Genomic DNA, 13,323 nt, shown 5'->3' with positions numbered 1-13,323 from the left:
TCATCTCCTTAATATCGGCCACGTTTCTCCAAAACTATTATTTTATTTGAGATATTCCGAACAGCCGGAATCTTACCTATTACACAATAAACAGGCATAAGCTCTTTCATTCCTTCAACAAGACTGACTTCCTGCCGAACAGAAAATGCCGGTATGATTCTTTGCAGCTCCTTTCTGTTCTTAACTCCCCATGTGAATTTTGCATTGCTTCCCTCTATGGATTTCTCTTTCATATGCTTTACAACAAAGGGTGACATGGTTTCGACCATTACTGTAACTTTCTGAAATGATTTATCAATAATAGAAAACATCTTCCTGATATCTTTCTCATACAAATACATTGTAAGTCCTTCGATTATTACCAGAATATTCTTACCGTGATAATCGATATCATCTATGTAGGAATCATCCATTGCAGACTTTGCAATCTGATACACCAGATCAGTTTCGGTAAGGAACTGGCTCCTTATTTTCATTGTTTCCGGAAGGTCTACATTATACCAGCGCAGATATTTTCCCTTCATCCGGTAGCATCTGGTATCCAGTCCGCATGCAATATTTACAACAACTGTATTTTCATGCTTCTTCAAATATTGCTCAACCATCCGGTCTAATACAATTGTTCTTGCAATCACACCATAGTTCATAGCGTTATCTTTATCTGCCATAGAAAAGTCATAGTCCAGCTTTTCCACAAGTTCTACTGCAATCTCATCTTTGATCTTTGCATTTTGTTTTTTTGTTTCTTTTGCTCTTGCATACAGGGTCTGTACCATCGTTTCCGGCACACCTGTCACATTCACTTTTTCTTTCATTATCTGTCGCCTTCCACTGCCTTTCTTACTTCTTCCACCCACTCTGCACTATGACAGCAAAACAGTTCTTCATGCTGCATGTTATGTCTCCGAATATCCGGATTTTTAAAATAAGTACAATATCTCTTTTCATATTTTCTGCCCATCTTTGTTGCGTAAAACACGTGTATCGTAGTTCCCGGCACATCAATTTCATGCTGGACTTTCGTAACCAGATCAGAATAAAACTGATTATAAACACTCTGTTTCGTAATCCATGGATTTCCTCCCTGCTCAATGCCGAACATATTTAAAAATCCATCAATCATTTCTTTCTTTGATTTATCTGCTTCATTTATTTTCTTTTGCATAAATTTAGGCAATTTACCAGTATGCACCATTTTATACATAATCGGCACAACTACAGATGACTGAATTTTTGCCATAAACTGACCAGCTTCATCCATATCACTGCTCCCAATGATGCCATGATCTATATGAATTCTTTTTCGCTGAATCAAAAGGGATACAAAACTTCCTCCAAGGGAACACCCATACGCTGCTTTAATTCTTCCATCATACTTTTTCTTGATTTCCTGCTCAATCTTTTCGCATTCATCTTCCATTGAATAAAATTCTGTTTTCTCATTTGGATCAAATCCATCATAAGAAACTGTTACCGTGTAAAAATAAGAATGTAATCTATCCAGTATATGATCAAAGCTACTATACAGGCAACAGGTACCAGGAAATAAAAATATCACTGGTTTACTACTGTCTCCACTTTCATAAAATTTCATATCTGGCCTCCTTTAGTTTTTTCATATAAGCATAAAATTGCTTATGCAGCTCCCTCATTTCATCTGGTGCCTTCCTGGCATGTTGATACATAAATTTATCTCCGAAGCTACTTTCGAATGTAACAGCAAGCATAATCGTCATAATTGGCAGTGGTAAAAAACGAAAAATATTCATTTTACAAGGTGACAGCCTACCTGCCTGTTTTCGCAAAAAGCTAAAATTTCTTTTCAATTTTTTTGCTGTTTTCTTCATAATCTTCCAGTCTTTTCCCGCTCTTTCCGGGCAATCTGCTTCGTAATATGCATCTGCAATCGGCACCACCATGGCAAGATGACATAATTGCCACATATGCATATCCACTACTTTCTGATATGGTATATGAGCATGCCTCAATATCTTCGAAAACTGCTTTGTCTTTTCGGATTTATTTCCTGATATTTCTGCAAATGTTGTCGGTTGAATCATTCTTGGAGTGAGTGCTGCATCAAGGATACCATCATTATTTATACTTCCGCCCGCTCCTGGAAAAGCAGGCAATATTCTCCCTTTTCCAACAATATCTTCCCATTTTTTATAACTGTCCAATGAATTTACCATTGTAACAATTATATTGCTTTTATTATTTTTTAATTCAGCAAGTGCTTCATATAGCTGATTTTCCCTGACAGTTAGCAAAATAAAATCGTAAGCATCATTATCTGACAATTCTCCAAGAATCGTGGCTTCTGCCCGCCTTATCTTCTGGTTTTTCTTATAAAGCAGTCCATTTTTCTTTAAAAACTCAAGTCTTTTACCTCTGGCATAAATACTCGTATCATAACCAGTTTCTGCAAATAAGACCGCATACAAGGATCCAATCACACCTGCACCATAAATCAATATTCTCATAGAAATCCGTCCTCTTTTTCATTTTCAAAAAAACTGCCAGTGTTCATGTTAGTAATATCTAACTCTTATTTTCTAAAAAACCGTGTGAAAACAAAACTGTAATTCCACACGGTTTCTTTTCTTATGCATTCAGTATATCACTTTTACCTGGTTAATCAACCAAATTTTGTTTTCATAATATTTAAAATTTCATGTTCATACGCATTATATTCACTGCACTTGCATATTGTAATTCCAGTCATCTGGCAAACTTAACATCAACGATAATAGACCTTTCGCTTTCAATGTCAGATTCTTATTCTTGAAATGGTGATTACTCATTACCGTAAAATTCTTAGTTCTCTCTACACGAAAAATCTGTGCCATACTCCCATCCTCCTTTTCAGTTCAAAAGAAAAAGCGTAAGTAATATCTCTATCACTCACGCCTTCTCTAAACATTTTATTCTTTTTTCAATAAATTTTTAATCTGTCCAATTACCTGTTCAATCCTCAGTTACAAACTTCAACTTTGTTAAACATAAATCAATTCCTTGAGAATAATCTCTTCCGCAATTGTTCTGTGCTGATTGGCAGCTCTTACCCATGCCATTTGATCTGCTTCTTTATCCGGCAGTGGTTCTTTTTCTTCCAACTGTTTCAGAATCATTTCTTCCCGTTCTCTGGCTGCCTTATCTACTTCCAGAAGGTGTTCTCCAATGGTGTCCTGCAGAAGCATCACCTGATAGATTAAATTTCGATGGTTCTTCAGATAATCTCTGCGAAGAAAACCATACTTGCCAAGTTGCTCCATCTGCTCACTGGATTTATAGGTGAGATTCAGGATCAGATATCCATTTACATTCGTGTACGTTATATAAATAGGACATTCGCAATCCGCTTTCGCTACTTACTCATGAATGCTCTCATCACATTTTCTTTAATCCACTTTCACCATGAGGATTTCATTATTTACTACATTCTATAACAAGCTTCTCACATCTGTCATATCCAAGCTGTGAACTATTCAGACACAACGTATAATTACTGGCCTTTCCCCATTTCTGATCGGTGTAAAAATTATAATTCGTCATACGCCTTTTATCTGTATCTGCCATCATTTTGACAGCTTCCTTCTCTCCTACATTATACAAACCCATAATACGCTGTGTTTTTTCCGGCATATTCCCATGGATAAATACATTCAGTACATCATCCCTATCTTTCAAAATATAATCTGCATTTCTTCCGATAATCACACAAGATTCCTTATCAGCCAGTTCTAAGATAACCTTTCTCTGTGCCTCATACACCATGTCTTCTACTGATTTTCCTGTGATATCACGTCCGGCAAATGCATATGCAAACAAGCCTTTTTTCGGAGACAGTTCCGCACTTTCCTGAATATATTCCGGAGATAAACCAGACTTTTCTGCGATCTCATTGATAATGTTTTTATCATAATAAGCGAATCCCAATTTTTTCGCTAATTCTTCTCCGATAAAGCGTCCGCCACTTCCAAATTCTCTACTGATCGTAATGATTCTTTTCACCATTTCCAGTTCCTCCTTAATTCAAAACATCTACTTTATTTTTTCTGATTCTCTTTAAAAATACATATCCTACAAAACAGGAAACCATTTCAGTGATCGGAAATGCCCACCAGATCAGTGAAACTCCCATCTGAGCATTTCTGACAAGCATAGAAAAGATTCCAGCCAGCGGCAGGATAATAATAAGCTGTCTCAAAAGCGAAATAACCAGCGATTCCACACCACCATCCAGTGCCTGATAAATGCCCTGATAAGCAACATTGATTCCTGCGAACAGGAAACTTATAGAAATCACTCTCATTGCTCCGATAAAATATTCTCTCGACTGTCCCGCATTAAACAGCGTTGCAAATGCCCCAGGGAAAATCTCTGTGATTGCAATTCCCAGAATCATTAACACAATTGTATAGATCAGACCATATTTGATCCCATCCTGAATTCTCTTCTTGCTTCTCATTCCATAAGCAAATGCAATGATTGGGGTGATTGCATCTCGCAGACCAAAAGCAAGAAACAAAACAAACTGCTGTACCTTATAGAACAGACCATAGGCCGTCTGTGCTGACGGATCGAACTTCAGGATCAGGTTCATTACATAAACCATAATGGACATCAGCGCCTGAGCAATGATTGCCGGAAGTCCGATTGCATAGATTTCCTTGATAATTTCGCCATCTGGCTTCATGTATTTCGCCCCATGCTCGAATTCCTTATTTAATTTGATATGAAAAATGAACAGTAATACTGCTGACGCTACCTGTCCAATTACAGTTGCGTAGGCTGCGCCTTTCACTCCCATTTCCGGACAAGGTCCAATACCGTAGATCATGATCGGATCAAGGATGATATTTACAACCGCTCCAACCACCTGACCAATCGTGGAATAAAGAGAACGGCCTGTTGCCTGAAGTAACTTTTCAAATAGAGAAAAGAAAATAATACCAAAAGAAATCACGCAGCATATCCTCAGATAGCTGACCCCCATCTCAAGTACTTCTGTATCTACTGTCTGCGATGAAATATATGCTTTCACCCCAAAGATACCAAACAATAAACAGACCACATAAATGATCACTCCCAGAAACAGACTGTTTCCTGCTACCTTTGCAGCTTTTTTACTGTCCCCCTGTCCAAGTGTCCTTGCAAGAAGTGCATTGGTTCCTACACCTGTTCCAATCCCCACTGCCACCATAAGCATCTGCACCGGAAATACCAGTGTCAAAGCATTTAGTGCTACCTCACTGTCTGCTTTCATATTTCCCACAAATGCACTGTCTACAATGTTATAGACTGCCTGCAGTGCCATAGATAGGATCATCGGGATTCCCATTTGGACCATCAGCTTATTTACCGGCATCTCCTTCATCTTGTTGCTTTCCGCCATTTTGTTTTAACTCCTTTCTTTTTAGCACAAAAAAAGTGCGCACCCTGTCATATAAGCTGGACTTACGCTGACACGCTACACACTTTTTCATGGCGATATTCATTTTTGCAAAATGAAAACGAGTAGCCGGTAAACTGGATTTACGCTTACTTGCTACTCGTTTCTTGTAATTATATTGCCTCTTTTTCAAAAAGTCAAACAAAATTTTTCTCACATTGCCGCAACCAACTTTCCCGCAGTAAGTGCAGCTCCATATGCAGCCTCTTCTTCATATTCAGGAATCTCCATCGGCATTTTGAACATTTCTTCTGCCAGTCTTCTCATCAGCGAGTTTCGGCGAATTCCGTTTCCGGAGCCAGTCAGGCGTGTGGCCTTTTTTCCGGTGAGCTGACACATCTGCTCATACTGCTCATGCAGTTCGTTAAGGATCCCACAGATCACACCGACCGTCAGTGCACCAGGATGAAAATTCTCTACACCGATTCCTGCGATCATGCCCGTGTGAGACGGATCACTTCTTGTCCCTGAAAAAGCTGTATCTACTTTCCATGCAGCTTCTTTTCCGTATTTTTCAATAAATTTTTCTGCCTGCTCCTGCATCCGGGAATACAATCTTTCTTCAGTTTCTGCAGCTTCTCTGTAAAACTGTTCCAGCATCGCATACGCACGACCACCACACAGGGAAGCTCCCACGAGGATATAGCTGTTTTCGGTACAGGGGCGAAGCTCCACACTGCCGCTGCATTCTATAAACCTCTCTGTCACTAAGGAAACCTGGCTGCCGGTTCCCACATTCAGGAGTACGGTATCTTTAAGATCCCGGACGGAACCAAACAGACTCGCCTGATTGTCACCGATTGATCCCATTACCGGCACACCGGCTCTTGTTTCTCCGACTAAAAAATGTCCCTTTCTTACTTCCGGCAGATAAGAAGTATCTACGCCGGCCTGCTCCAGGGCTTCATACAGAAACTCCTGTTTTCGCAGGTCAAAGCAGCCCCAGCTTGCCGCCATGTCAAGTCCGATAACAGGGACAGTATTTTCACACAGCCGCATAGCAATATAATCACTGATCGTCGTCATCCTTACAGCATCCTTCGGGATCTGATCTTTCTTCTGAAGATAAAAATGTGTCACTACACCATATCCGGACGCCGCCGCACCTACTCCCTGCAAAAGCTCTGCACAGGTTTTTCCGTTTTCCAGCGGAATCTCTCCGCTTCCATCCTGCCAGGTATAGAGAGGACTCACTGCCTTGCCGGAAGCATCCACATACAGCATTCCATGCATCTGCCCTGTAAACCCTATTCCATCTGGCAAACCATTCTCCTTCTGCTGCTTTATAAGAAGCTCCCGGACGATCTCATAGATCCGTTCCGGATCCTGCAGCTTCTGTTCCGGCTTACTGCTCCGCAGAAAAGAATTATGCTCCACTGTTTCCTTTGCAAGCAGTTTTCCCGTTTCTGTATCTGTCATTACGACACTGACTGTTGTTGTGCCGATATCAATCCCCATGATCTTCATCGTCTGTTTCCGTCCTTTTCTGTGATCTTTACTATAGAAAAAAACTGTCATCATATGAGATGATTATATTATCGTTTGAGGATTAATGCTATCTTTTTTGGTTTCCTGCTCAGGTTTCTCGATTCTGAGCATGCGATATCCAATTCCTATGTGCGTCTGGATATATTGTACACCGTTTTTTTCAAGCTCCAGTTTTTTCCGCAGTGTTGCCATAAAAACCCTGAGAGAAGCAACATCGTTTTCCGAGCAGCGTCCCCAGATCTGCTGAGTAATATATGTATGTGTCAATACTTTTCCAACATTACGGGATAAAAGGCAGAGCAGCTTATACTCAATGGGCGTCAGATGCAGTTCTCTGTCCTTCAGGAATGTGCAGCCAGCCGTGTAATCTATCTTTAATCCACCATTTTCAAAAACAGATGTTTCCGGCTGTTTTCCTGACTGCGTTATGGCAAGCCGCCTTTGGCTGACACGGATACGCGCAAGTAATTCTTCTACTGAAAATGGTTTTGTGATATAATCATCTGCACCCGCATCCAGTGCCTCTATTTTGTCCATATCTTCACTTCTGGCACTGATCACGATGATCGGCATATTCGACCAGGTACGGATTTTCTTTATTACCTCTACTCCTTCCATATCAGGAAGACCAAGATCCAGAAGAACGATATCCGGATTATGTGATGAAGCCTCCAAAATGGCTGAAGCCCCATTTTCTGCAGCCAGATATTTATAGTCATGTGTTTTTAAAGTGGTAACGATCAGGTTCCGTATGGGTCTGTCATCCTCAACCACCAGAATTAATGTCTTATTCATTTAATGTCACCTCGCTTAATGGTAAAGTAAAAGTAAAATTACATCCATGCGGAGCATGATCCGAAAGAACCAGTGTTCCATCGTGAGCTTCTATGATAGAGCGGCAAAGTGCCAGGCCAAGCCCCAGACTCCGTTGGCTGTCTGCAACGGTTGTTTTCCCTGTATAAAACATCTCAAAAATATGTGGCTTCATTTCATCCGGGATCCCGGGGCCGTTATCTTCCACGCTTACCTGTGCTTTCCCGGCTTTTTTGAACCCCCGAATGCTGATGACAGAGCCTGACGGCGTATATTTTATCGCATTATCGATCAAATTTACCAGAACCTGTATAATAAGATGCACGTCCATACGTGTAAGAACAAGTTCTTCACAGTCCGCCACGATCTTATACGCATCATGCTTCCGGCTGACATGCCGGAGTGACTCTGCTATTACCTCATCCAAAAGCTGATCCGTAAATTTAAACTTCAATCTTCCATCATTGAGCCTGGTAATGGAAAGCAGATTTTCCACAACTCCGATCAGCCACTCTGAATCCTCATGAATGTCCGTGTAGATCTGATACCTTGTAGCTTCATCCAGACGGTCACTGTTACTGAGAAGCATATCTGCATTTCCGGAAATAGAACAAAGTGGAGTACGCAGGTCATGGGAGATCGCCCGAAGAAGATCGCCACGCAACTGTTCATTTTTTGCTAAAACCGCATTTTTTTCTTTTTCTATGGCATTTTGTACATTCTCCATTGCAAGTGCACATTCATTTATTACAGACAGCAGGATGCTGTATTCATAAGAGTCCAGTGTTTCTTTCTGCAGAGGGATCCCGATTACGCCATAAACATTATTCCCGCTTCGAATTGCCAGATATAAGCATTTTGCCTGTGAGAAATACTGTGTGGATGCGCCGGCACGCTGTCTGTTTTCATAAGTCCATCTGGCCGCCTGTTGTTCTTCCTGTGTCAGAAAATCCTCTGTGCTCTCTTTTTCCCCGGAAAAAAGCTTTCCTTCTGATAAAGTTCCATTTTCCACAACATATGCCGTGATGCTGCGGTTTAACAGGCGTATCAGCTGTGTACAGGTAACTCCGAGAATTTCTGTCTCACTTTTTGCCTTTTGCAGCAGACGATCCGTATCAAACAGAACCTGTGTGCGAAAGGCAATCTGTGAAGACAGCTTTGCATGCATTTTCAGCTTTGCCGCAAGGGTTCCTGTAAGTACGGACGAAATAAGCATTATGAAAAATGTCACCGGATATCCCACCGCATATGTCTCAAAAGACATCCTTGGCTCCGTCAGGAAAAAACAAAATAAGAATACACTTAAAAAGGAGCCTGCTACACTGCAAAGATAACCATCTGTCACGATGGAAGTGATCAACACACCCAGAATGTATATCGTTACAATATTCGTATCTGTAAAATCCAGCTTCTGAAACAGCAGGCCAATCAAAGTGCATACTGCAAATATAAAAACCGTCAGCAAGTAATCTTTTGCAGACGGTTTTTCCACATACCATGCAAATGGCCGTTTCGGACAGGTTCTGTTTTTTACTGTATCCTCCATTTTCAAGCTCATTCTCCTTCTGCTGTTGTTTACTGGAATTATATCACGCAGCAGTTCTGTGGTCAAAAATTTTTTCTTCATGGCAATGAGCTATATGCGGAAGCACTTCTGAAGAGCTCTGTATTCTCCTAATACCAGTAATTTATCATTTTCTGTAAAATATGTTTCCGGTGAAATTGCAATACTGAATTCCTCTTCATTTTTTACTGCCAGAATATTAATATTGTAGCGTTTTCTGATGTCAAGTCCACCCACTGTTTTTCCAACCCATTCTTCCGGCACTTCCACTTCAAAAATTGCATGGGAAGCATCCACCTCCATATAATCCAGGATATGATCATCTGTATAACGGATGGAGGCCCATTTTGCCACCTGCTTTTCCGGATAAACTACCTTATCGGCACCATTGCGTAAAAGAAATTTTTCCTGAACATCACGTTCAGCTCTGGATATCACCAATTTTGCACCCAGTTCTTTCAGAAGGGATGTTGTTTCAAGAGAATTTTGAAAGCTATCTCCAATGGTCACAAAACAAATGTCGTAGTTTCCAATTCCAAGGGACTGTAAAAATTCAGCATTGGTGCTGTCACCAATCTGAGCATTCGTCACAAATGACAGTACTTTGTCCACTCTTTCTTCCTTCCAGTCAACTGCCATAACTTCATGTCCCAGCTGATTGAGCTGCATGGCAATATGTCTTCCAAACCTTCCAAGTCCAATAAGCAATACATTTTTCATAATATTATTTTTCTCCTTCTTATCCAACCGTGATTTTTTCCAGAGGAAGCTTTGCATTTCCCTTATTTCTTCCGGAAAATACCGCATAGATCAGGGTCAGGCCACCTACACGTCCCAGATACATCAGTATGATCAACACGACTTGTGAAAAAACATGAAGTTCCGGTGTGATTCCCAGAGTCAGACCTACCGTACCAACAGCTGAAGCAGCTTCGTACAGACAATCTAAAAGCGGAAGGCCTTCGTACACACTAATCGCTATTCCGCCGCCAAAGAACAAGGCAAAATATAACATAGCTATTGTCGCTGCATTTTTTATTACATGATATTCAAGTCTTCGCCCAAAAGCTCCTGCATTTTCCTGACTTCGAAATGTCGCAATTGCATTTAAAATAAGTACTGAAAACGTTGTTGTTTTCATTCCACCAGCTGTAGATCCCGGTGAACCACCAATTAGCATTAACAATATCATAACTGCTTTTGATGCCTCACTCATCTCTGAAATGTTTATAGTATTAAATCCGGCAGTTCTTGTCGTTACCGATTGAAACGCTGCTGCTAACAGGCGTTTTCCCATGGGTAAATTTGTCAGGTCACAGATATAGAAAAAGACTGCCGGGAATAAGATCAGACATGCGGTAGTCATGAGAATGATCTTGCTTTGCATGCGGTAGCGTTTAAAGTTCAGTTTATTTGTATAAATATCATCCCATGTGAGAAAACCGATTCCTCCTGTAATGATCAACAACATAATTACCAGATTTATAAGTATATTTCCGGAATACCCAGTCAGCGATGGAAACATACTGGAATCTGTCCCCAGAATATCAAAGCCGGCATTACAAAAAGCAGAGATTGAATGAAAAATTGACATCCAGATTCCCTTTTTCCCAAAATCCACCAGAAAAACCGGCAGAAGCAGCAACGCCCCCGCTGCTTCGATCAAAAATGTTCCCTTTAAGATAAACCTTGTCAGTCTGACGATCCCTCCAACTTTAGGTGCTGAAATAGCATTCTGCATGGTGCTTCTTTGCATGAGTGATATTTTCTTTCCGGAAAGAAGGGAAACAGACGCAGCCACAGTCACTACTCCAAGCCCACCTGTTTGTATGAGTGCAAGAATGATCGTCTGGCCTGCCAGGGACCAGTAGCTTCCAGTGTCCTTTACCACAAGGCCTGTAACACATACCGCCGAAGTGGCTGTAAAAAGTGCCTCATGAAATGGTGTGATCACTTTCTCCGCAGAAGAAAATGGAAGCATCAGCAGAACGGTTCCCAAAAGGATCACTCCTGCAAACCCCATGATAATCAGCTGAAAAGATGTCATATGTTTTTTCTTATATGATTTTTCCGGCATAAATGATCAGAACTCCTTATCAATACTTTTAACAGTGCTATCCTCGTAACGCATTTTATTATATATAATTGCTTTCAAAGATAGTATAAAAGTCTCTGCTTCCGTATTAAGATTTTATAAAGATATGATATTCTCTTGAGAATTATTTTAACCGAATCAAGAAAATTCCCTGCTTCGATAAGGCTAAGTAATACCTTAATACTACAGTTTTTAATTGTAAACTCATTCCGTATTTATAGTTGACAATTAATATTTCTATGTGATAAAGTGATATCCGTACAAAAAACTCAAAAGGAAGGTATTGACATGAACACTGCATCATGCGAAAAAGAAGCTCCATCGCTTTCCAGAGATGAAGCCATTGCAATTTTAGATACTCCGGACGAAGAACTTGGGGCACTGATCGACCGTGCCAGCAGTTTACGTTACAAATATAAGGGAAACCGGGTAAGCATCCACATCCTTACCAATGCCCGCAGTGGTAACTGTTCCCAGGATTGTGCCTACTGTGCCCAGTCATGTCGTTCCACTGCCGATATTGATAAATACAAATGGGTAGATGAAGACAAATTATATCAGGACAATGATTTCGTAAATGATTATCATTTATCCAGACATTGTATCGGACTGAGTGGTATGAAATTTACAGATAAAGAGATCGAGGAGCTGGCCCGCAGGATCCGCAAAATGAAAGAACACGGAACTCATCTCTGCTGCTCCATAGGCTTTCTCACAGAGCACCAGGCAAAAATGCTCAAAGAAGCCGGTCTTGACCGGATCAACCATAACCTGAACAGCAGCCGTTCCTTTTATCATAATATCTGCAGTACACATACCTTTGACCAGCGTGTCCGGAATATCCATATGCTTCAGGGACTTGGTTTCGAGATCTGCAGCGGCGGTATCATTGGCATGGGTGAAAGCAAGGCAGACGTTGTTGACATGCTTCTGGAATTACGTGAGATCCAGCCGGAAGCACTGCCGATCAACTTTCTTCTTCCGATCAAGGGAACTCCTCTCGGAAATGCAGATATTTCCCAGCTGACAACAGAATACTGCATGAAAGTCCTCTGCCTGGCAAGACTTCTTGTACCCAAAGCAGATATCCGATGTGCTGCCGGAAGAGAAGTTTATTTTAAAGGCGAAGAAAAAAAACTGCTCAGTGTTGTGGATTCTATTTTTGCTTCCGGTTATCTTACAGAAGGTGGCCAGGGAATCGAAGACACTCTGAAAACCATTACAGATGCAGGATTCACCTATGAGATCGAATCTGCGTAAGCATCCTTATGGCATATGATCTTTCATACACACTTACAGCATTTCATTGCTTACCCAAACCAGTAAATACATTACCTTTTTCAAAGGAGGCTATTTCAATATGAATCAGACAAATACCGTCTCTGCACCACGTACAAAAACCTACGAGATCACCATGACCGCTCTTATGGCAGCTGTCACCTGCATTCTTGCGCCGCTGTCCATTCCAATCGGTCCGGTTCCGATCTCATTTACCAATCTTGCCATCTATCTGTCTCTTTATCTTCTCGGATGGAAAAAAGGAACCATCAGCTATCTGATCTATCTTCTGCTTGGACTTGTAGGTCTTCCGGTATTTTCCGGATTTACCGGCGGTCCTGCAAAGCTGGCCGGTCCTACAGGCGGATACATCATCGGCTTTATCGTTATGGCTGTTATTGCCGGACTGGTAATTGACAACTGCCATAAGCCTCTGATCCAGCTCGTTGGTATGATCGCAGGAACAATTGTATGCTATCTTTTCGGAACTGTATGGTTCTGCATCGTTGCAGATTCCACTTTCAAAGCAGCTCTTGGAATCTGTGTAATTCCGTTTATCCCGGCAGATCTCATAAAAATGATCATCGCCATGATCATCGGACCAATGATAAAAAAAAGAATCCGATAAAC

At 41.0% G+C, this 13,323-nt stretch carries 14 protein-coding genes and 1 pseudogene; 2 read left to right on the top strand and 13 right to left on the bottom strand.

All coding sequences use genetic code 11. The features are described 5' to 3' along the window. Positions 1–8: 8 nt before the first annotated feature. From AC04Q6_RS12895 to AC04Q6_RS12835, 13 genes and pseudogenes are all read right to left on the bottom strand, one after another. Positions 9–815, bottom strand: a complete 807-nt coding sequence (locus AC04Q6_RS12895; protein ID WP_118071241.1) for a class I SAM-dependent methyltransferase — start codon at positions 813–815, stop codon at positions 9–11. Then, positions 815–1,594, bottom strand: coding sequence for an alpha/beta fold hydrolase (locus AC04Q6_RS12890; RefSeq protein ID WP_118071242.1), 780 nt, complete (start codon positions 1,592–1,594; stop codon positions 815–817). The genes AC04Q6_RS12895 and AC04Q6_RS12890 overlap by 1 nt, the downstream gene beginning before the upstream one ends. After that, complete coding sequence (locus AC04Q6_RS12885; RefSeq protein WP_118071243.1) at positions 1,581–2,483, bottom strand: ketopantoate reductase family protein; 903 nt, start codon at positions 2,481–2,483, stop codon at positions 1,581–1,583. Before AC04Q6_RS12885 ends, AC04Q6_RS12890 begins: the two co-directional genes overlap by 14 nt. Positions 2,484–2,711: 228 nt before the next feature. After that, a pseudogene (locus tag AC04Q6_RS12880) lies at positions 2,712–2,849 on the bottom strand (helix-turn-helix domain-containing protein); the annotation flags it as partial. Between the two features lie 147 nt (positions 2,850–2,996). Further along, the gene (locus tag AC04Q6_RS12875; RefSeq protein WP_118071244.1) at positions 2,997–3,344 is read right to left on the bottom strand and encodes a TnpV protein; all 348 of its coding nucleotides are present in this window, start codon (positions 3,342–3,344) and stop codon (positions 2,997–2,999) included. A gap of 85 nt (positions 3,345–3,429) precedes the next feature. Then, positions 3,430–4,017: a cytidylate kinase-like family protein gene (locus AC04Q6_RS12870; protein ID WP_118071245.1), complete on the bottom strand. Its 588-nt coding sequence runs from the start codon at positions 4,015–4,017 to the stop codon at positions 3,430–3,432. Positions 4,018–4,030: 13 nt separating this feature from the next. Next, on the bottom strand, positions 4,031–5,398 hold the full coding sequence (locus tag AC04Q6_RS12865; protein WP_118071246.1) for an MATE family efflux transporter: 1,368 nt from the start codon (positions 5,396–5,398) through the stop codon (positions 4,031–4,033). Then, the gene (locus AC04Q6_RS12860) at positions 5,358–5,612 is read right to left on the bottom strand and encodes a hypothetical protein (protein WP_173733118.1); all 255 of its coding nucleotides are present in this window, start codon (positions 5,610–5,612) and stop codon (positions 5,358–5,360) included. The genes AC04Q6_RS12865 and AC04Q6_RS12860 overlap by 41 nt, the downstream gene beginning before the upstream one ends. Beyond that, positions 5,609–6,922, bottom strand: a complete 1,314-nt coding sequence (locus AC04Q6_RS12855; RefSeq protein WP_178087503.1) for a sedoheptulokinase — start codon at positions 6,920–6,922, stop codon at positions 5,609–5,611. The genes AC04Q6_RS12860 and AC04Q6_RS12855 overlap by 4 nt, the downstream gene beginning before the upstream one ends. Before the next feature lie 63 nt (positions 6,923–6,985). Further along, the gene (locus AC04Q6_RS12850) at positions 6,986–7,738 is read right to left on the bottom strand and encodes a response regulator (protein WP_021976057.1); all 753 of its coding nucleotides are present in this window, start codon (positions 7,736–7,738) and stop codon (positions 6,986–6,988) included. After that, entirely contained in the window at positions 7,731–9,302 is a 1,572-nt protein-coding gene (locus AC04Q6_RS12845) for an ATP-binding protein (RefSeq protein WP_227945592.1), read from the bottom strand. Before AC04Q6_RS12845 ends, AC04Q6_RS12850 begins: the two co-directional genes overlap by 8 nt. A gap of 90 nt (positions 9,303–9,392) precedes the next feature. Beyond that, on the bottom strand, positions 9,393–10,040 hold the full coding sequence (locus AC04Q6_RS12840) for a potassium channel family protein (protein WP_021976055.1): 648 nt from the start codon (positions 10,038–10,040) through the stop codon (positions 9,393–9,395). 19 nt (positions 10,041–10,059) lie between these two features. Then, a complete protein-coding gene (locus AC04Q6_RS12835; protein WP_476389713.1) occupies positions 10,060–11,397 on the bottom strand; it encodes a potassium transporter TrkG in 1,338 nt (445 codons plus the stop codon). A gap of 306 nt (positions 11,398–11,703) precedes the next feature. Between AC04Q6_RS12835 and bioB the strand changes: the two genes are divergently transcribed. Together bioB and AC04Q6_RS12825 are read left to right on the top strand one after the other, a co-directional pair. Next, positions 11,704–12,675 (top strand): biotin synthase BioB, encoded by a 972-nt coding sequence (bioB, locus tag AC04Q6_RS12830; RefSeq protein ID WP_118169109.1) that lies wholly within the window; start codon positions 11,704–11,706, stop codon positions 12,673–12,675. A 100-nt stretch (positions 12,676–12,775) separates the two neighbouring features. Beyond that, positions 12,776–13,321, top strand: a complete 546-nt coding sequence (locus AC04Q6_RS12825) for a biotin transporter BioY (protein WP_015527251.1) — start codon at positions 12,776–12,778, stop codon at positions 13,319–13,321. Positions 13,322–13,323 lie beyond the last annotated feature (2 nt).

The sequence above is a fragment of the Blautia sp. HA9023 genome, assembly GCF_056504095.1.
Note: the sequence above shows the minus strand (reverse complement) of the source record. Positions and strands in the feature narration are given on the sequence as shown.

Coding starts and splice junctions, on each gene's coding strand:
- AC04Q6_RS12890 (WP_118071242.1), bottom strand. CDS start 1,594: ATGAAATTTTATGAAAGTGGAGACAGTAGTAAACCAGTGATATTTTTA.
- AC04Q6_RS12840 (WP_021976055.1), bottom strand. CDS start 10,040: ATGAAAAATGTATTGCTTATTGGACTTGGAAGGTTTGGAAGACATATT.
- AC04Q6_RS12865 (WP_118071246.1), bottom strand. CDS start 5,398: ATGGCGGAAAGCAACAAGATGAAGGAGATGCCGGTAAATAAGCTGATG.
- AC04Q6_RS12885 (WP_118071243.1), bottom strand. CDS start 2,483: ATGAGAATATTGATTTATGGTGCAGGTGTGATTGGATCCTTGTATGCG.
- bioB (WP_118169109.1), top strand. CDS start 11,704: ATGAACACTGCATCATGCGAAAAAGAAGCTCCATCGCTTTCCAGAGAT.
- AC04Q6_RS12850 (WP_021976057.1), bottom strand. CDS start 7,738: ATGAATAAGACATTAATTCTGGTGGTTGAGGATGACAGACCCATACGG.
- AC04Q6_RS12895 (WP_118071241.1), bottom strand. CDS start 815: ATGAAAGAAAAAGTGAATGTGACAGGTGTGCCGGAAACGATGGTACAG.
- AC04Q6_RS12835 (WP_476389713.1), bottom strand. CDS start 11,397: ATGCCGGAAAAATCATATAAGAAAAAACATATGACATCTTTTCAGCTG.
- AC04Q6_RS12825 (WP_015527251.1), top strand. CDS start 12,776: ATGAATCAGACAAATACCGTCTCTGCACCACGTACAAAAACCTACGAG.
- AC04Q6_RS12855 (WP_178087503.1), bottom strand. CDS start 6,922: ATGAAGATCATGGGGATTGATATCGGCACAACAACAGTCAGTGTCGTA.
- AC04Q6_RS12870 (WP_118071245.1), bottom strand. CDS start 4,017: ATGGTGAAAAGAATCATTACGATCAGTAGAGAATTTGGAAGTGGCGGA.
- AC04Q6_RS12845 (WP_227945592.1), bottom strand. CDS start 9,302: ATGGAGGATACAGTAAAAAACAGAACCTGTCCGAAACGGCCATTTGCA.